Source organism: Geodermatophilus sp. SYSU D01180 (assembly GCF_054050415.1).
In genome coordinates, this window is record NZ_JBJGZH010000001.1 from 422,311 (window position 1) to 439,793 (window position 17,483).

General features: G+C 76.9%; 13 protein-coding genes. 6 read left to right on the forward strand and 7 right to left on the reverse strand.

Annotated elements, in window-relative coordinates; translation table 11 throughout:
* The first annotated feature begins 6 nt into the window (after positions 1-6).
* The gene (amaB, locus tag ACI8AA_RS01870) at positions 7-1,536 is read left to right on the forward strand and encodes an L-piperidine-6-carboxylate dehydrogenase (RefSeq protein WP_457042818.1); all 1,530 of its coding nucleotides are present in this window, start codon (positions 7-9) and stop codon (positions 1,534-1,536) included.
* 69 nt (positions 1,537-1,605) lie between these two features.
* On the opposite strand, the gene ACI8AA_RS01875 is transcribed toward amaB, so the two are convergent.
* Positions 1,606-2,313: a class I SAM-dependent methyltransferase gene (locus ACI8AA_RS01875; RefSeq protein ID WP_457042819.1), complete on the reverse strand. Its 708-nt coding sequence runs from the start codon at positions 2,311-2,313 to the stop codon at positions 1,606-1,608.
* Between the two features lie 174 nt (positions 2,314-2,487).
* Here ACI8AA_RS01875 and ACI8AA_RS01880 point away from each other — a divergent pair, with 174 nt between their 5' ends.
* A complete protein-coding gene (locus tag ACI8AA_RS01880; RefSeq protein ID WP_457042820.1) occupies positions 2,488-4,176 on the forward strand; it encodes a PHP domain-containing protein in 1,689 nt (562 codons plus the stop codon).
* Positions 4,169-4,771 (forward strand): hypothetical protein, encoded by a 603-nt coding sequence (locus ACI8AA_RS01885; protein WP_457042821.1) that lies wholly within the window; start codon positions 4,169-4,171, stop codon positions 4,769-4,771. Before ACI8AA_RS01880 ends, ACI8AA_RS01885 begins: the two co-directional genes overlap by 8 nt.
* Before the next feature lie 59 nt (positions 4,772-4,830).
* Here ACI8AA_RS01885 and ACI8AA_RS01890 read toward each other — a convergent pair whose 3' ends face one another.
* The 3 genes from ACI8AA_RS01890 to ACI8AA_RS01900 all read right to left on the reverse strand — a co-directional run bounded on the left by ACI8AA_RS01890 (position 4,831) and on the right by ACI8AA_RS01900 (position 8,982).
* Positions 4,831-6,249, reverse strand: a complete 1,419-nt coding sequence (locus ACI8AA_RS01890) for an NAD(P)/FAD-dependent oxidoreductase (RefSeq protein WP_457042822.1) — start codon at positions 6,247-6,249, stop codon at positions 4,831-4,833.
* Positions 6,250-6,449: 200 nt separating this feature from the next.
* The gene (locus tag ACI8AA_RS01895; protein ID WP_457042823.1) at positions 6,450-7,958 is read right to left on the reverse strand and encodes a diguanylate cyclase domain-containing protein; all 1,509 of its coding nucleotides are present in this window, start codon (positions 7,956-7,958) and stop codon (positions 6,450-6,452) included.
* A gap of 85 nt (positions 7,959-8,043) precedes the next feature.
* Positions 8,044-8,982, reverse strand: coding sequence for an alpha/beta hydrolase (locus ACI8AA_RS01900; RefSeq protein WP_457042986.1), 939 nt, complete (start codon positions 8,980-8,982; stop codon positions 8,044-8,046).
* 78 nt (positions 8,983-9,060) lie between these two features.
* On the opposite strand from ACI8AA_RS01900, the gene ACI8AA_RS01905 reads away from it, so the two are divergent.
* On the forward strand, positions 9,061-9,858 hold the full coding sequence (locus tag ACI8AA_RS01905; RefSeq protein WP_457042824.1) for an alpha/beta fold hydrolase: 798 nt from the start codon (positions 9,061-9,063) through the stop codon (positions 9,856-9,858).
* Positions 9,859-9,873: 15 nt separating this feature from the next.
* Here ACI8AA_RS01905 and ACI8AA_RS01910 read toward each other — a convergent pair whose 3' ends face one another.
* Positions 9,874-11,847 carry an alpha-amylase family protein gene (locus ACI8AA_RS01910; protein ID WP_457042825.1) on the reverse strand — a complete coding sequence of 658 codons (1,974 nt, stop codon included), beginning with the start codon at positions 11,845-11,847 and terminating at the stop codon, positions 9,874-9,876.
* A gap of 176 nt (positions 11,848-12,023) precedes the next feature.
* Here ACI8AA_RS01910 and ACI8AA_RS01915 point away from each other — a divergent pair, with 176 nt between their 5' ends.
* Positions 12,024-12,866 carry a patatin-like phospholipase family protein gene (locus tag ACI8AA_RS01915; protein WP_457042826.1) on the forward strand — a complete coding sequence of 281 codons (843 nt, stop codon included), beginning with the start codon at positions 12,024-12,026 and terminating at the stop codon, positions 12,864-12,866.
* Between the two features lie 24 nt (positions 12,867-12,890).
* Here the strand turns inward: ACI8AA_RS01915 and ACI8AA_RS01920 are convergent, their stop codons facing one another.
* Positions 12,891-14,174, reverse strand: coding sequence for a PP2C family protein-serine/threonine phosphatase (locus ACI8AA_RS01920; RefSeq protein ID WP_457042827.1), 1,284 nt, complete (start codon positions 14,172-14,174; stop codon positions 12,891-12,893).
* 140 nt (positions 14,175-14,314) lie between these two features.
* On the opposite strand from ACI8AA_RS01920, the gene ACI8AA_RS01925 reads away from it, so the two are divergent.
* Positions 14,315-14,677, forward strand: a complete 363-nt coding sequence (locus ACI8AA_RS01925; protein ID WP_457042828.1) for a thioredoxin family protein — start codon at positions 14,315-14,317, stop codon at positions 14,675-14,677.
* A 41-nt stretch (positions 14,678-14,718) separates the two neighbouring features.
* Here the strand turns inward: ACI8AA_RS01925 and ACI8AA_RS01930 are convergent, their stop codons facing one another.
* Positions 14,719-17,421 carry a S8 family serine peptidase gene (locus tag ACI8AA_RS01930; protein WP_457042829.1) on the reverse strand — a complete coding sequence of 901 codons (2,703 nt, stop codon included), beginning with the start codon at positions 17,419-17,421 and terminating at the stop codon, positions 14,719-14,721.
* Positions 17,422-17,483: the final 62 nt, after the last annotated feature.

Consider the following 17,483-nt stretch of genomic DNA (forward strand, 5'->3'; position numbering starts at 1 on the left):
GCTCCTGTGACCACCCTGCCCACCGCCGAGGACCTCGCGCGCCTGGCGGCCGACGCCGCCGGCCGCTGCGGCGTCGACCTCGACGCGATCGCGGGCGACTTCCCGGTGACCTCCCCGGTGAACGGGCAGCGGGTCGCCTCGCTGCGCCGGGACACCGCGGCCGACGTCGCGGCCGCCGTCGAGCGCGCGAACGAGGCGTTCCGCACCTGGCGGACGGTCCCGGCGCCGGTGCGCGGCGCGCTGGTCCGCCGGTTCGGCGAGCTGCTGCGCGAGCACAAGGCCGACCTCGCCACGCTGGTCAGCGTCGAGGTCGGGAAGATCACCTCCGAGGCGGCCGGTGAGGTCCAGGAGATGATCGACATCTGCGAGTTCGCCGTCGGCCTCTCCCGGCAGCTGTACGGCCGCACGATCAGCTCCGAGCGTCCCGGCCACCGGCTCATGGAGACCTGGCACCCGCTCGGCGTCGTCGGCGTCATCAGCGCGTTCAACTTCCCGGTCGCCGTCTGGTCGTGGAACACCGCGCTCGCGCTGGTCTGCGGCGACCCCGTCGTCTGGAAGCCCTCGGAGCTCGCGCCGCTGTCCGCGCTCGCCGCAGCCAGGCTGCTGGACCGGGCGATCGCGGAGACCGGGGCGCCGGAGGGCCTGAGCCAGGTCGTGCTCGGCGGCGCCGACGTCGGCGAGGCGCTGGTCGAGTCGCCGGGGGTGGCGCTGCTGTCGGCGACCGGGTCGACGCGGATGGGCCGTCTCGTCGGGCCGCGGGTGGCCGACCGCTTCGGCCGGTCGCTGCTGGAGCTCGGCGGCAACAACGCCGCGATCGTCACGCCGTCGGCCGACCTCGACCTCGCCACCCGCGGGATCGTGTTCTCCGCCGCCGGCACCGCCGGGCAGCGCTGCACCACGATGCGCCGGCTGATCGCGCACGTCGACGTCGTCGACGCCCTCACCGAGCGGGTCGCGGCCGCCTACCGCCGGCTGCCGATCGGCTCGCCGCTGGAGCCGGGCACGCTGGTCGGCCCGCTGGTCCACGACGCCGCGTTCAAGGCGATGCAGGACGCGCTCGAGGCCGCCCGGCAGCAGGGCGGGGAGGTGCTGGCCGGCGGGGGACGGCGGCTGGCCGACGAGGCGCCGGACGCGTACTACGCCGAGCCCGCGCTGGTCCGGATGCCCGGGCAGACCGACATCGTCCGGCAGGAGACGTTTGCGCCGATCCTCTACGTGCTGCCCTACCGCACGCTGGAGGAGGCGGTGGCGCTGAACAACGATGTCCCGCAGGGGCTGTCGTCGAGCATCTTCACCTCCGACCAGGCCGAGGCCGAGCGCTTCCTCGCCGCCGACGGCTCCGACTGCGGCATCGCCAACGTCAACATCGGCACCTCGGGGGCGGAGATCGGCGGCGCGTTCGGCGGGGAGAAGCACACCGGCGGCGGCCGCGAGTCCGGCTCGGACGCGTGGAAGGGCTACATGCGCCGCGCCACCAACACGATCAACTTCTCCGGTGAGCTGCCGCTCGCGCAGGGGGTCGAGTTCCCGATCTGACGGGGACGGTGTGCGCCGGGGCCGCGTTCCGCCTGCCGGGACGCGGCCCCCGCGCACCCGCTCGGGTGGCTAGACGGCCGTGGCGGTGACGAAGGTGCAGACGCCGTCGCCGGAGGTGGCCCGCTGCCGGATGCCCAGCAGCCGCAGCACCGCCATCTCCACGCGGTAGGCCAGCCGCATCGGCCCGGTGTAGAGGGTGTCGCCGGCGGTGGTGACCTCGATCCCGTCGAACCCGGCCAGCCGCACGTGCTCGGTGAGCATCCAGTCCGGCAGCAGGGTGATGTGGCCGGGGGAGTGGTAGTGGCTCGGGCCGAAGATGTAGGGCGCCCCGCGCAGCAGGGTCAGCAGCCGCGAGTGCGGGTGCGTGACGTTCGGCGTGCTCACCAGCAGCCGGCCGCCGGGGCGCAGCAGGGCCCGGATCGAGCGCAGCACCTGCCGCGGGTTCTCCACGTGCTCGAGCGTCTCCACGCACACGACCAGGTCGAACGGGCCGCGGGTCTCCTCGGTCCAGTCCGGGTCGTCGAGGTCGAGCCGGGCGATCCAGTCGTGCGGCGGGTCGAGGTCGGTGGGGACGACGTCGACGCCCGCGTCGCGCAGCCGCAGCGCCAGCGCGCCGCAGCCGGAGCCGACCTCGAGCACCCGCCCGCCGTCCGGGAGCAGCGTCCGGGCCAGGCCCGCGGCGTACTCGTGCACACCGGGGGCCGCGTGGATGCCGTGCCCCCGGTAGGTGCGGACGGCGGCCGTGCGGCGGCCGTCGCGGTGCTGGACGTCGGTCACCCGTCCACCCTGGCATCCCCGCGCACGTCCCGCAGACGGCGCGCAGACGTCACGCCGGGCACCACGGTGCGCCACCGACCGGCCACCCGTCGGTCACCTCGGTCCTGAGTACTGGGCGGGGCCGGGACCGCTCCCCGCGGCCGGCCCTCCTGTCGCCGCTCCCCGAGGAGAGACGTGCCCGGTCCGCACCACCACCACGACCACCACCACGGCCACGACCACGGCCACGAGCACGAGCCCGCCGCCTGGACGCCCTACAGCGACGTCTCGGTCCCCGACCAGGACCTCTCGCCCGGCGACCTCTCGCGCCGCCGGTTCCTGCAGGCGGCCGGGGTCCTCGGGCTGGCGGTCGGCGCGACGGTGGCCGGCGCGCCGCGCACCGCGCAGGCCGCCCCCCGCGCGGGCAGCGGCAGCGCCGGCGGGTACACCTGGCTCAACGGCGACCACCACATCCACACGCAGTACAGCTCCGACGGGCTCTACACCGTGCGGGACCAGGTCGAGCAGGCCCGCCGCAACGGCGTGAACTGGCTGGTCATCACCGACCACGGGTCCGCCACCCACGCGCGCCTGGGCGTCGACCTGGTCAACCCCGACGTCCGCGCCGCCCGCACGGCCCACCGGGACGTGCTGGTGTTCCAGGGCCTGGAGTGGAACATCCCGGCCGCCGAGCACGGCACCGTGTTCGTCGCCCCCGGCGACCACGAGGTCGCCGTGCTGAAGGAGTTCGAGAACCAGTTCGACGGCGCGGTCCGGGGCACCTCCGCCGGCTCGCCGGCCAACGAGGCGCAGGCCGTCGCCGGCATCCGGTGGCTGGGCCGGCAGATGCTCGCCGGCCGCACCCCGAACGCGCTGTTCCTCGCCAACCACCCGGCCCGCAACGGCCTGGACTCGCCGCACGAGATCCGCGCCTGGCGCGACGCCGACCCGCGGGTGGCGATCGGCTTCGAGGGCGCGCCCGGTCACCAGGCCGCCGGCATCCCCACCCCGCAGGGGCCGGGCGATGCGCGCGGCTTCTACGGCAACTCCCCGAACGCCAACAGCTGGCCGGGCTACCCGCCCGAGTCCTACCGGACCTTCGGCGGCTTCGACTGGATGACGGCGAAGGTCGGCGGGGTCTGGGACTCGCTGCTGGCCGAGGGCCGGCCGTGGTGGATCACCGCCAACTCCGACTCGCACTCCGTCCACCTCGACCGGCTGGTCCGCCCGAGGGGCCAGGACAGCAGCGCCTGGTTCACCGCCAACGGCCGGTACGGCGACCCGGTGGACAGCGGCACCCCGCAGGTGGACCGCGGCGACTACTTCCCGGGCTACTACTCGCGCACCTGGGTGGGGTCGACCGCCCGCGACTACGGCGCCGTCATGGACGGCCTGCGGGCCGGGCGCGCGTTCGTCGTCCACGGCGACCTGATCGACGGCCTGGAGGTCACCGTCCGGGGCGACGGCGGCGGCAACGCGCCGGGGACCCTCGGCGAGCAGGTGCGGGTGGGCCGCGGCGAGAACGTGCACGTGCAGATCCGCATCACCCAGCGGCGGCAGCCCAACGCCCACGGCGACGTGCCGCAGCTGCGCCGCGTCGACCTGATCACGGGCCCGGTCACCGGCCCGGCCGCCGACCGGGACACCCAGGCTGCCCCGGAGACCCGCGTCGCGGAGTCCTTCGAGGTCCGCGGCAACGGCCAGGTCGTCATCAACCACGTGATCCGCCGCGTCGACCGGTCGTTCTACCTGCGGCTGCGGGGGACCGACGGCAACGTCAGCGCCCCCGGCAGCATCGAGCCGCGGCAGGACCCGGTCGGCGACAGCGACCCGTGGACCGACCTGTGGTTCTACTCGAACCCGGTGTTCGTCACCGTTGGCTGAGTCCTCCTCCGGCGCCTGCTGGGTCGCGCTCTGCGGCGACACCGGCAGCTCGTGGAGCGCGCTGGCCGGGGTCGAGCACCGGCTGCTCGACCTCGGCCGGCGGGTCGGCGCCACGCAGGTCGCCACGCACGTCGTCCGGTCGGCCGAGGGCGGCCACCACGCCGGCACCCTCCGCGCGCCCCGGTCGGCGGGGCTGGCCGGGGCCGTCGCCGGCTGGCTCCGCCCCGGTGAGGCGGTCGTGCTGGCCGGCGGCGACGGCGAGGTCCGGCTCGGCGGGGACGCCGGGCACGGCGACCACGCGGCCGGCGTCGCCCGGGCGCACCGGGACCGGGCCTCCGGGCGGCTGGTCCGCTTCCCCGGCCAGGACGACCTGCCCGACCGGTTCCCGCTGGCCGAGCTGACCGCGCGGTGCGCGATCGAGGCGGTCGACCTGCTCGGCGTGGCCGACGCCCCGGGCCTGGTGCTGCGCACCCGCGGGCACCTGCGCCCGGAGTACCGCGACGGCGTCCTCGTGCTGCCGGTGAACGCCTGGGACGACCGCGAGGTGTGTCCGTTCGAGTCACCGACCCCGCGGGCCTGCTGCAGCGACCACTGAGGGACGGTGGCCCGAGGCGGGCCCGCGATCGACGGGGGACAGGGAGCTCGCCGCCGGGATCAGGCCCGGCCGCCGACAGGACGCGAGGTTCCGTCCTCGGCCTCGGCGGACCCGTCCTCCGGCACTTCACGTGGCCGGGGCACCTCGACGACGGGTCTCGGCCGGTCGGCGACGGGTGCAGCGCCCTGGACGGCGCGCCGCTGCGCCAGGAGCACCCTGGCCGCGAGCCGCGGCCGCAGCAACGACTCGGGCCGGTCGATCAGGTTGGCCACCCGGAGGAACGCCGAGCCCACCCCGGCGTCGACCGCAGCAGCGGCCTGGACCCGTGCGATGTAGGCGTTGACCACGCGTACTCGCGCCGAACGTCGTCCGAGGACCGAGGGCTGCCGCAGGTCACTGCCGGCAGCGATGTCCCACGGAACGTCGACGAGACGCGCGGCGCGACGGAAGAACTGCCGGGCGAGGTCGTCGACGCCGGCAGTGAGCAGCTGCCGCAGAACGAGGGCCTCCATGGCCGCCACCGTCATGCCCTGGCCGTAGACCGGGTTGAAGCTGCTCAAGGCGTCACCGGTGACCAGCAGGCCCTCCGGGAACCGGGTCAACCGCTCGTAGTGCCGTCGCGTGCTCCCGACGAAGTGGTACACGTGCGGGCCCTCGATCGGTTCCCGGTCCGCCATGAGCTGGGCGACCTCCGGTGCGGGCAGGCGGGCCGCGAAGGTCCGGAAACCCGCCAGGTCCGTCGGCGCGGCGTCGGGTCGGTAGGCACCCGCGCTGACGATCCAGCGTCCCCCTTCCAGCGCCAGGGCGGCGCCGAACCGGGGGACTGCGGTGGTGGCCCCGATGAGGCAGGCGCGGTCGCCGTCGAGGTCGTCGTCGTATCGGGGGACCACCCAGGTCGTGTAGCGGACGTCCACGTCGATCCGGGACTCCGTCGGCCGGCTGAAGCCGTGCGACTCGAGCCAGGACGGGGTGTGCGATCCGCGCCCGGTCGCATCGACCACCAGGTCGGCGTGGAGTGCCTCCTCCTCCGTGCTCCTGGCGACGGGATCGGAGCGACGCACCCGCACCCCGCACACCCGCCCGTCGACCGCTGTCAGGTCGAGGAGTCGGGCCGGTGCGAGCACCTCGACGCCGGGGAGGTCCAGGACGCGGGCCCGGACCCGGTCCTCCACCAGCGGTCGGCTCATGGCGAGGCCCTGCATCCCGATGGGGGACCGGTACAGCAGGTGCCCGTCGTTGTACCAGCGGGCGTCGCGCTGCATGTCGCCGATCTCGGCTCCGTGCTGCACCAGTTCCTCGGTGAGGCCGGGGAAGAACTCCTCCAGCACCTCCCGACCGCGGGCGAGCAGCCCGTGCGGATGCCGTCCCTGGGGTACGCCTCGCCGTGCGGCAGGCTCGTCGGGCAGCACGTCCCGGTCGACCACCGTCACCCGGTCGAACGCCTCGGTGAGCACCCTGGCGGTCAGGAGTCCGCTCATGCTCGCCCCGACGACGACCGCTCGTCCGCCCATCCGTGGCACACCGATCGCCCCCTGGGTCGTCGTGTCGTCCCGACGCGACGGTCCTCCGGGGGGCCGGGGACCGACAGGGGCCAGGGGCTCTCTGATCGCGCGACGACCCGAGCAGCCGCTGGGGGACCCCTGACGGTAGTGGCGGAGCGGCAGTCGGGAGGGCGGGCCTAGGCCGGGGCGCCGTGGTGGACGACGCGGCCCTTGCCCGCGCGCTTGGCGGCGTACATCGCCGCGTCGGCGCGCGCCATGAGCTCGTCGGCGCCCACCGCGGCGTCGCCGGCGGCCAGTGCCACCACGCCGGTGCTGGCGCCGACGGCGCGGGCGCGGCCGGCGACGGTGAACGGCACGGCCATCGCCGCGGTGATGCGGGCGGCGGCCTCCAGCGGGTCGCCGCCGTCCTCGAGCAGCGCGGCGAACTCGTCGCCGCCGAGCCGGGCCACCGTGTCCCCGCCGCGCAGCGCGCCGGTGAGCCGCTCGGCCACCCGCAGCAGCAGCTCGTCGCCGGCGGCGTGGCCGAGGGTGTCGTTGACCGACTTGAAGTCGTCGAGGTCGAGGAAGACGACGGCGACCGGCCGCATGTCCCGGGCGTGCAGCGCCAGGGCGTGCTCGAGCCGGTCGAGGAAGAGCGACCGGTTGGCCAGGCCGGTCAGCGGGTCGGAGAAGGCCAGGTGCCGCAGCTGCGCCTCGCGGGCGGCGAGGTCGCCGGCCAGCCGCACGTTCTCCCGGACGGTCACGTACTGCCGGACCATCAGCGCGGCGATCACGACGGCGGCGGTCAGCGTCTCGCCGGGGGACAGCGGCAGGCCGGCCATGCTGCGGGCCAGGGCGGTGGCCAGCGCGACCGCGACCGGGACGTAGGGCAGCAGCGACGCCGCGGTGCCCGAGCCGCGGACCGCACCGGCGCCGCCGTCGGGCTCCCCGGTGGCGCCCGGGAGCGTCGTCCGGCACAGCCCGGCCACGGCCAGCAGGACGAAGGCGGCGGTCCAGCCGAGGTCGGCCGTCCCGCCGTCGTAGGCGCCGGTGGCCGAGAGGTAGGTGAAGGCGCTGTCGGCGACGGCCAGGGCGGTGACGCCGGCCGCGAGCAGGTTCAGCGGCCGCCGGTCGCCGGCGGTGCGGGTGACCAGCAGGACGGCCAGCACGACCAGGACGACGTCGGTGACCGGGTAGGCGGCCAGCAGCAGCCGGATGCCGACGTGGTGGCCGGTGTCGTCGCGCAGCACCGCACCCAGCGCCGTCTGCCAGCTGACCAGGCCGACCGCGCCGGTGGTCATCACCGCGTCGAGGAGCCGCTGCAGGCGGCCGGTCCGCCCGCCGCCGGCCGGGTGCAGGACCAGCGCCGGCACGGCGAACAGGCAGAAGCCGAGGAACCCGACGTCGGCCAGCGACGGGAACGGCGCCTCGCCGCGGGTGGCGAGGACGGTCCAGTACGCCTGGCCGGCGCCCCAGGACGTGCAGGCCAGGGCGAGCAGCGCCCAGGCCGACCGCAGCCGCAGGCCGGTGCTGGCGACGGCGAACCGCGCGGTCGCGGCGCCGGCGGCGAGGGCGGCCAGCGTCTGGGTCAGGTCCGAGGCGAGCGCGGCGCCGGACGGCCCGAGGACCGTGGTGGCCAGCGTCCCGGCGGCGGCGAGGACGACGACCGTCGCCGCCAGGCGCGGGTGCGCCGTCGACCGGACCATGCTGCCGCCCTCGTGCTCGGGAAGGGGTTCTCCTCCTCTGCATCGACCGGTCCGGTCCGCGGGTCCATCACCCGGCGGGGGGAGATCAGCGGCTGAACACCGCCGCCTGCTCCGCGCACAGCTCCGCCAGCGCCTGCGGCGCCGACCGGCACAGCCGCGGGAAGGCGAGGAACCCGTGCGGCATGCCGACGTACCCGGTCAGCCGGACGGGCACGCCCGCGTCCCGCAGCACCGCGGCGTAGCGCACGCCGTCGTCGCGGATGGGGTCGTGCTCGGCCACCTGCACCAGCGCCGGCGGGAGGCCCGCGTGGTCGGTGGCGTACAGCGGCGAGGCGTGCGGGTGGTGCGGGTCCTGCCCGCCCAGGTAGTGGTCGCGGAAGGCGAGGCAGTCGGCCTTCGTGAGGATCGGCGCGGACGCGTTCTCCTCGATCGACGGGCTGCTCATCGTCAGGTCGACCGACGGGTAGACGAGGCCCTGGTGCGCGATCCGCGGGCCGGACCGGTCGCGCGCCATCAGGCAGACGACGGCGGCCAGGTTGCCGCCCGCGCTGTCGCCCATGACCGCGACCCGCTCGGGGTCGGCGCCGAACTCGGCGGCCCGCTCCACGACGTCGGTCAGGGCGGTGTAGCAGTCCTCGGCGGCGGCCGGCCAGCGGTGCCCGGGCGCGAGCCGGTACTCGACCGAGACGACGACGGCGCCGACGGTGGCCGAGACGGAGCTGCACAGCCAGTCCGCGGAGTCGAGGTTCCCGAGCGTCCAGCCGCCGCCGTGGAAGTTCACGACCAGCGGCAGCGGACCGGTCGCCCACTCCGGCCGGTAGCTGCGCACCGGCACCTTGCCGACCTCGCCGCGCACGGTCCCGTCGGTGAGCCGCACGCCCGGGGCCACGCCGCCGAGCAGCAGGTCGGTGACCGGGTTGTGCGGCACGCGTCGCTGCTGCGCCCTCCGCAGCCGCTCGTCGTCCATCCGCGTGACCGACGCCCGCGCGAGCAGCCGGCCGAGCAGCCGCACCCTCAGGTCCATCCGTGCCACGTGTCCTCCTCGGTGTCGTGCCGGTCAGTGGTGCCGATGAGTGGCGCGCCGTCCGCCGGTCTCCCCGGCATGACGTTCGAGACGGTCCGCTCGGCGGACGGGACCCCCGTCGCCTACGAGGTGTGGGGCTCCGGACCGCCGCTGGTGACGGTGTGCGGCGCGACCTGCGACCGCGCGCTGATGCGCCCGACCGCGCGGGCGCTGGGCGAGCACCGCACGTCGGTGGCCTACGACCGGCGGGGTCGCGGCGACAGCGGGGACACGCTCCCGTACGCGGTGGAGCGGGAGGTCGAGGACCTCGCCGCGCTGGTCGACGCGGTCGGCGGGCGTGCGTCCCTCTACGGGCACTCCTCCGGCGCCGCCCTGGTGCTGCGCGCCGTCGCCGCGGGCCTGCCGGTGGACCGCTTCGTCCTCCACGACCCGCCCTTCGCCCCCGACGACCCCGCGTTCCGGGACGAGAGCCGCGCCTTCGCGGTCGAGCTGCTGGACCTGCTGGCCGCCGGGCAGCGGGACGAGGCGATGGACCGGTGGTGCCGCGGCGCCGGGATGCCCGGCGAGGTGGTCGACGCGATGCGGGCGACGCCGCGGTGGGCGGAGCTGGTCGCGCTCGCCCCGACGCTCGCGTACGACCTGGCGGTGCTCGGCTCCGTCGAGACCGGCGGCGCGGTGCCCGAGGACGTCGCCCGCCGCGCGGGGCGGCCCGGGCTCGTGCTGGTCGGCGGCGACAGCCCGCCGTTCATGCGGGAGGTGGCCCGGCGGGTGGCGGAGCTCCTCCCGGCGGGCACGCTGCGCGTGCTCCCCGGCTCCGGCCACGTCGCCGCGCCGGGAGTCCTGGCGCCGCTGGTCGCGGGGTTCCTCCGCGGGTGACGTCGTCGGCACCGGTCAGGGCTCGGCGAACCAGGCGTGGCCGAGGCCGGGGACCAGCAGCAGGCCGTCCCGGACCGGCAGGGGACCGTCGCTGCCGTGCACCTGCGCGAAGGTGCCGAACCCGGTGACGGTGTCGGCGTCGACCCGCTGCGGGTGCGGCGAGAAGTTGGCCACCCCGACGAACGCGCCGCTGCGGGGGTGCTTGCGCCGCCAGACCAGCACCGCGTCGTTGCCGACGTCGACCACCGTGGACTCCACCCCGCCGCGCAGCGCCAGCAGCGACCGGCGCACCTCCCCGAGCCGGCGGATGCCGGCCCACACCCGGCCCTCCACCGTGGTGGGGTCCCCGCGGCGGGCCGCGGCCGCCCAGTCCATCGGCGGGCGGTGCATCCAGCGGTTGTCCGGTGCCCGCTCGGGCTCGGCGAGGTAGGAGGCGTCGTTGCGCTGCGCGAGCTCGTCGCCCATGTAGAGCAGCGGGACGCCGCCGAAGGCGTAGGCGACCGAGTAGAGGAGCAGCAGCCGGCGCACCCCGGCGTCGAGGGCGACCGGGTCGTCGCGGTCGAGCGCGTCCTCGATGCCGCACAGCGACGCCGCCGACCCCGAGATCCGCGCGTCGCCGGTGACCGGGTTCTCCTGGAACGGCGCGCCACGGGCGAACGAGCCGGGGAAGCGGCCGGCGTAGAAGTCGTTGAGGAACCGGCGGTGGGCGAACCCGTCGAGCCCGACGGCGGCGGCGTCCTCGTCCGTGACCGCCCAGCCGATGTCGTCGTGGCCCCGGACGTAGGTGCACCAGGTGGCTGTGGGCGGGATCGGCCGCATCCGGCGCAGGGCCTGCCGGGCCAGCCGGACGTCCTGGGTGGCCAGGCTGCTCCACAGCAGCACCATGAGCGAGTTGTGGTAGGCCAGCTCGCACTCGGGCCGGTACCGGTCGTGGCCGCCGAGGTAGGCGACCAGGTCGTCGGGGGAGACGATCGCCTCGGCCTTGAACACCACGCCGGGGGCGGCCAGCCGGGTGAGCGCGTGCAGCAGCTGCAGGAGGGTGTGCCCCTCGGGCTGGTTCTGGCAGCTGGTGCCCAGCCGCTTCCACATGAACGGGACGGCGTCCATGCGGAAGACGTCGACGCCCCGGTTGGCCAGCCACGCGATCTCGCCGGCCATCGCCAGCGCCACCTCGGGGTTGGTGTAGTCGAGGTCCCACTGGTACGGCCAGAACGTCGTCCACACCCAGCCGCCGGCGCCGCCGAGCGCCTCGGGTACCCAGCTGAACGAGCCGGGGGCCCGGTCGGGGAAGACCTCCGGGATCGTCGCGTCGTGGGCGTCGGGCATCGTCCGGTCGGGGAAGGCGGTGTAGAAGCCGGCGTAGGCGGGGTCGCCGGCGAGCCAGCCCCGCGCCCAGGGGTGCTCGCGGGCGGTGTGGTTGAGCACGAGGTCGATGCACAGCGCCATCTCCCGCTCGTGCAGCGCCGCCGCCACCGCCTCGAGGTCGGCCATGGTGCCCAGCCGCGGGTCGACGGCGCGGTAGTCGGCCACCGCGTAGCCGCCGTCGTTCTCGCCCTCCCGCGGCCGCAGCAGCGGCATGAGGTGCAGGTAGGTGGTGCCGAGCTCGGCGAGGTGGCCGAGCCGGCCGGGCAGCTCGCCGAGGGTGCCGCAGAACCGGTCGACGTAGCAGACGTAGCCCTGCACCCGCGCCCGCTGGAACCACGCGGGGTCGATCTCCCGTCGCCGGTCGATCCGCCGCAGCGGTTCCGGCCGCTCGGCCGCCGCGGCCAGCGCGGCGCGCAGCCCGCGGGCGAACAGGTCGTCGGCGGCGTCCCCGTAGAGGATCGCCAGCGGCTCGTGGACGTCGTAGAGCGCCAGGTCGGCGCGGGTGAGGAAGGCGTCGGCCTCCGCCTCGCCGAGGGCGGCGACCGCCTCGTCCGCGAGGTCCGGCCGCAGCGCCGCCCACGCCCGCCGGGCCCCGGCCCGCAGCTGCTCGGCCCCCGTGCTCATGTGCCCTGCGTATCGCGTCCGGGCCCCGCGTGCACCTCGGTGGGGCGGCCCGCACCCCGACGGCGTCGCCGGGTCCCGCAGACTGGCGCCCGTGTCCGCCACCCCGCCACCCGTGCAGTCCGCCTGGCCCGGGGACGTCGCCGACGTCCTCCCGCTCCTCGCCCCGGAGTCCTGAGGTGAGCCGCGCACTGGTCCTCGGCGGCGGTGGCATCGCCGGGATCGCCTGGGAGATCGGGCTGCTGTCCGGGCTGGCCGAGGCCGGGGTCGACGTCCGCGACGCCGACCTCGTGGTCGGCACCTCGGCCGGCTCGGTCGTCGGCACGCTGCTGCGCACCGGTGCCGACCTCGAGGAGCTCTACGCCGCGCAGCTCGGCCCGGTGCCGGCGACCGAGCGGGCGGTGGAGTTCGACGGCGCCGCCTTCCTCGCCTCGTTCGCCGCCGCGCTGGCCGGGGCGACCGGCGAGCAGGACGCGCGCGCCCGGATCGGCGGGCTCGCGCTGTCGGCGCAGACCATGCCCGAGGCCGAGCGGCGCGCGGTCATCGGCGGCCGGATCGGGTCCCCGGAGTGGCCCGCGCAGCGGCTCGTGGTGACCGCGGTCGACACCGCGGACGGGGAGTTCCTCGCCGTCGACCGCGACACCGGCTTCCCGCTGCCCGACGCCGTCGCCGCGTCCTGCGCGGTGCCCGGCGTCTACCCGCCGATCACGATCGGCGAGCGGCGGTTCATGGACGGCGGGATGCGCTCGGCCACCAACGCCGACCTCGCCGCCGGCTGCGGGACGGTGCTCGTCGTCGCGCCGATGGCGGGGATCGCCGGCAGCCCGCTGGGCCCGTCGCTGGACGACGAGCTGGCCGCGCTGCGCCGGGAGGGCGAGGCGCACCTGGTGCTCGCCGACGAGGACGCGGTGCGCGCCTTCGGCACCAACCCGCTCGACCCCGCCACCCGCGGGCCCTGCGCCCGCGCCGGCCGCGCCCAGGCCGCGCGGGTCGCCGACGAGGTCCGCGCCTTCTGGGGCTGACCACCCGGAGGACGTCGGGCGGCGTCAGTCCGGCAGGACGCGGACGGCGAGCACCGCGACGTCGTCGTCGGTGCGGCCGGGCAGGGCCCGGGTGAGCAGCCGGTCGCACAGGGCGTCCGCGGCCAGTCCGGACAGCCCGGACAGCGCCTCGGCGGTGGCCGCGAGCCCCTCGTCGATGCCCTGCCGGCCGACCTCGACCAGCCCGTCGGTGAGCAGCAGCAGCGTCTCGCCGGGCGCGATCGCCGCCTCGTGGTCGCGGCGCAGGCCGGGCTCGTCGGTGCCGAGCAGCCGCTCGGGCGGGGTGTCGAGCAGCCGCACCGCGTCGTCGGCGCCGAGCACCAGCGGCGGCAGGTGACCGGCCGACGACCAGCGCAGCAGCCGGCCGGAGCCGCCGGGCGCCGGTGCCAGGTGCGCGACCAGCGCGGTGGCCAGCGTGCCGACGTGCAGGCCGGCCAGCACCCGGTCGACCCGGTCGAGCGTCCGCGCCGGGCCGTCGGGGGAGTCGTAGGCGAGGGTCCGCACCGCGCTGCGCAGCTGCGCCATCGCCGCGGCGGCCTCGACGCCGTGCCCGGCGACGTCGCCGATGACCAGCACCGTGGTCCCGTCGGGACGGGGGAACGCGTCGTACCAGTCGCCGCCCACCAGGTGCTGCGACACCGCCGGCCGGTAGCGGACGGCGACCTCGAGGCCGGGTGGCTGCGGCGGCGGGGTGAGCAGGCTGTGCTGCAGCGTCTCGGCCACCCGCAGCTGGCGGCCGTAGAGCCGGGCGTTGTCCAGCGCCAGCGCCCCACGGCGGGCGACCTCGACGGCGAGCGCGACGTCGGCGGGGCCTGCGGGCGGCCGGTCGCCGCACCGCACGAGGGACAGGACGCCGAACCCCGTGCCGCGCGCCTGCAGCGGCACGAACAGGCTCGACCGGGGGTCCAGCCGCTCCCAGGCCGCGCGCACCGGGCCCTCGGGCATCGACTCCGGGCCCAGGTCCGCCTCGATGCGCTCCAGCTGCACCGGCTCGCCGGACGAGAGGACCGAGGCGAGCGCGGCCTGGTCGCGCGGGGCGGTGACGCGGCCGGCGAGGTAGGTGTCGACGTCGTCGAGGCGCTCGGGGTCCCGGTGCGCGCGGGCGGAGCTGCCGGGGGCGCCGTCGCCGGCGAGCAGGGTGACCGTGGCCCAGTCGGCGAGGACGGGCACCACCAGGCGGGCGAGCTGCTCGGCGGCGGTGCCGGTGTCCAGGCTCTGCGTCAGGGACTCGGTGACCTCGGCGAGGTACCGGTAGCGCTCGACGTCCCCGGTCCCGTCGTCGCTGCTCACCCCGGCTCCCGTCCCGGCTCCCCTGTGCACGGGGTGCCGGTACGGAGCGTACGGCAGCCGTCACCCGCGGACCCGCAGCTCGCGGCGGCTGTGCGGCCGGGGACCGGGGGCCACACTGGGGGAGGGGACGGGAGGCGGACATGACGACGGCGAGCATCGGCGCGGCCGACTTCGCGACGACGGTGTCCGGGCCGGGCATCGTGCTGGTCGACTTCCGGACGTCGCGGTCGGGCACCAGCCGGGCGTTCACCGCGGTGTTCGACCGGGCCGCGGCGCGGCACCCGGACCTGCGCTTCGCCGCCGTCGACACCGACGCCGAGGCCGCGCTGGCCGCCGAGCTGGGCGTGCGGTCGGCGCCGACGCTGCGGGTCTACCGCGACGGCGTGCTGGTCTTCGCCGAGCCCGGGTGGATCCCCGCGGACTCGGTCGACCTGCTCGTGGAGACCGTCCGGGCCCTGGACATGCAGGCGGTGCGGGCGACCTACCCCGAGCCGCTGGACTGAGCGGGGTCCGCGGCACCGGGCGGTGCCGCGGGCCCCGGGGTTCAGATCGCCAGGCCGCTGCAGGAGCGCGTGCAGTCGACGGCCCAGACGGCGGTGCCGAGCGCCGCGAACCGCGCGGTGCGGACCAGCCGCTCCCCGTGGGGTCCGGTCACGACCGGGTCCGCGGCCGGCGGCTGCGCCGTGCCGGGCGGGGTCCCGGCCCCGGGCTGTGTCGCGCCGGGCTGCGTCGCGCCCGGCGGGGTGCCGGTCCCGGGTTGCGGTCCGGTGCCCGGCTGCGTCGGGGCGGACGCGGCGTCGACGTAGGTGAGCCCGGCGGTCAGGACCGTGGAGGTGCCGTCCGGCGCGAACACCCAGACGTCGTAGCTGCCCGCGACCCGGGCCGGCGTCGTGAAGCTCAGGCCGGTCGCCGACACCGCGGTCACCGTCGCGGCCGTGGTGGCGCCGATCCGGACGCGGGCGCCCGCCGGGATCGCCTCGCCGGTGACGACCACGCGCGTGCCGCCGGCGGTGCTCACCCGCGTCGGGCTGACCGACGTCAGCCGGAACGGGCCCACCCGCGGGTAGTCCGTGCGGCCGCCGAGGTCCGGGGCCGGGGCACCCGGGACCGGGGCGGTGGGTGCGGGGGTGCCGCTCCCCGGGGCGGACGGGCCCGGGGTGGGCGTCCCCGGAGCCGGGGCGCCCAGGGTGGAGGTGCCGGGAGCCGGGGTGCCGGGCGTGGGAGTGCGCGGCGCCGGGGTGCCCGGGGCGGACGTGCCGGGAGCCGGGGTGCCCGGCGCCGGGGTGCCGGGGGCCGGGGTGCCGGGAGTCGGGGTGCCGGGAGCGGGGGTGCGCGGGCTGGTGGCGCCCGGCGCAGGGGAGCCGGTCCCGGGAGCCGGCGAAGCGGTCCCGGGGGTCGAGGCACCGGGCGTCGGGGTGCCCGGCGTGGAGGTGCCGGGGGTCGAGGTGCCGGGCGTGGAGGTGCCGGGGACCGGGGTGCCCGGGGCCGGCGACGACGGGGCCGGGGAGACCGCGCCCGGCGCCTGGTACTCGACGCCGACCAGCAGCGGGGCCGCGGAGGACAGACCGACGTCCACGCCGTCCCGGACCAGTTGCGCGGTGAGCACGTACCGGCCCTCGGCCAGATCCGTCCTCGGGGTGACCGTCGCCGCGGGACCGGGGCGGGAGCCCAGGTCGAACTCCACCTGGCCCTCGTCGTCGGTGGCCGCGGTGACGCCGCCGACGGTGACCGGCTGCCGCGTCAGCGCGTAGACCTCGCCGTCGTGCTCCATGCCCAGGCCGAGGCGGACGGAGTACGCGCCGGCCGGGGCGCTGCCGCCGGTGACGACGGTCGGGGCCACCGTGCCGGGGTCGGCGTGCATGCCGGTGAACGTGTAGGAGACCGGGGCGCCGGTCGCGCCGAGCGCCGCCAGCGACAGGCGGCCGCCGGTGACCGACCGGCCGGCGAACGCGGCCACCGGCCGCGCGTCGCGCAGCAGCCGCTCGGCCAGGTCCCCGGCCGAGGCGGCGCGGTCGTGCGCCCGGTAGAGCGCGACGGCGGCGGCGACCTGCGGCGCGGCGATCGAGGTGCCGCTGACCGCGCCGTACCCGCCGGTGTTGCTGGGCGCCACCACGAGGTTGCCGGGCGCGAAGACGTCGACCGTGCCGGCGCCGTAGGCGGAGAACGACGCGACGGTGTCGGCGGCGGTGCTCGCCCCGACGGTGAGCACGTTGGGCGCGTTGATGCTCGCCGGGTAGAAGGGCGAGGTGTCGCGGTCCAGCGCGTCGTTTCCGGCCGCGGCGACGACGACCACGCCCTTGCTGTTGGCGTAGGCGATCGCGTCGCGCAGGATCTGGGCGCCGCCCGGGCCACCCCAGGAGGCGTTGACGACGTCGGCGCCGTGGTCGGCGGCGTAGCGGATCGCCTGCGCGCCGAGGTACAGGTCGACGCTGCGTCCGCTGCCGATGACCAGCGGCATGACGGTGGCGTCGGGCGCCACGCCGGCCAGCCCCTCGCCGTTGCCCGCGCGGGCGACGGCCGCCCCGGCGACCCCGGTGCCGTGCGAGTTGTCCCCGCCGCCGTTGGTCACGTCGGGGGAGTTCGCGTAGAAGTTCCAGCCGTGGCAGTCGCCGGCGTAGCCGTCGCCGTCGGTGTCGGCCGTCCCGCACGGCTCGCCGGGGTCGGTCCACAGGGCGCCGGCCAGGTCGGGGTGGCTGGTCATCACGCCGCTGTCGACGACCGCGATGACCGTGCCGCGGCCGGTGCCGGCCTGCCAGCCGGCGGGCGCGGCGACGTCGGCGCCGGCGACCGCGGCCTGGTTGTAGGCGTTGGCGCCCGTGTTGGACAGGTGGTAGCCGAACGCGGCCCAGTACGGGTCGGTGACCGCCTGGCCGAGCGCCTCGCCGGGCACCGACACGGTGACGGCCGCGTCGGGCAGCAGTGCCCGGACGGCGTCGGGGGTGATGCCGTACCCGGCGAGCAGGGCGGTGCCGTCGAAGAGCAGTTGCGCGGAGTCGACGCCGGCGAGCCCGTCGAGCGCGGTCAGCGTGGCGGCGTCGATGCCCGCGGGGTCGTCGACGACGAGGCGGGTGCGCCCGTCACCGGCCGGTGCGGGGTCACCGGCCTCCACCAGCGGCGGGTCGGCGAGCGCGGTGTCGACGGCAGCGGCCCCGCCGAAGCCGAGGACGGCCGCGACGACCGCGGCGGTCGCCCGCCCGGCCCGGTTCGCGTGCCAGCCGCCCGGACCCTCCGGTCCTGCAGTCGCCATCCCGCTGCCCTCTCCCCGTCGTCCGCGCGGACGCCGGGAGGGCGCCGCTGACGGCGGGGAGC

What these genes read in the sequence shown, in the direction of transcription:
- ACI8AA_RS01890 (WP_457042822.1), bottom strand. Translation starts at nt 6,249, where the DNA reads ATGAGCGGACTCCTGACCGCCAGGGTGCTCACCGAGGCGTTCGACCGG.
- ACI8AA_RS01895 (WP_457042823.1), bottom strand. Translation starts at nt 7,958, where the DNA reads ATGGTCCGGTCGACGGCGCACCCGCGCCTGGCGGCGACGGTCGTCGTC.
- ACI8AA_RS01900 (WP_457042986.1), bottom strand. Translation starts at nt 8,982, where the DNA reads ATGGACCTGAGGGTGCGGCTGCTCGGCCGGCTGCTCGCGCGGGCGTCG.
- ACI8AA_RS01905 (WP_457042824.1), top strand. Translation starts at nt 9,061, where the DNA reads ATGACGTTCGAGACGGTCCGCTCGGCGGACGGGACCCCCGTCGCCTAC.
- ACI8AA_RS01910 (WP_457042825.1), bottom strand. Translation starts at nt 11,847, where the DNA reads ATGAGCACGGGGGCCGAGCAGCTGCGGGCCGGGGCCCGGCGGGCGTGG.
- ACI8AA_RS01925 (WP_457042828.1), top strand. Translation starts at nt 14,315, where the DNA reads ATGACGACGGCGAGCATCGGCGCGGCCGACTTCGCGACGACGGTGTCC.
- ACI8AA_RS01930 (WP_457042829.1), bottom strand. Translation starts at nt 17,421, where the DNA reads ATGGCGACTGCAGGACCGGAGGGTCCGGGCGGCTGGCACGCGAACCGG.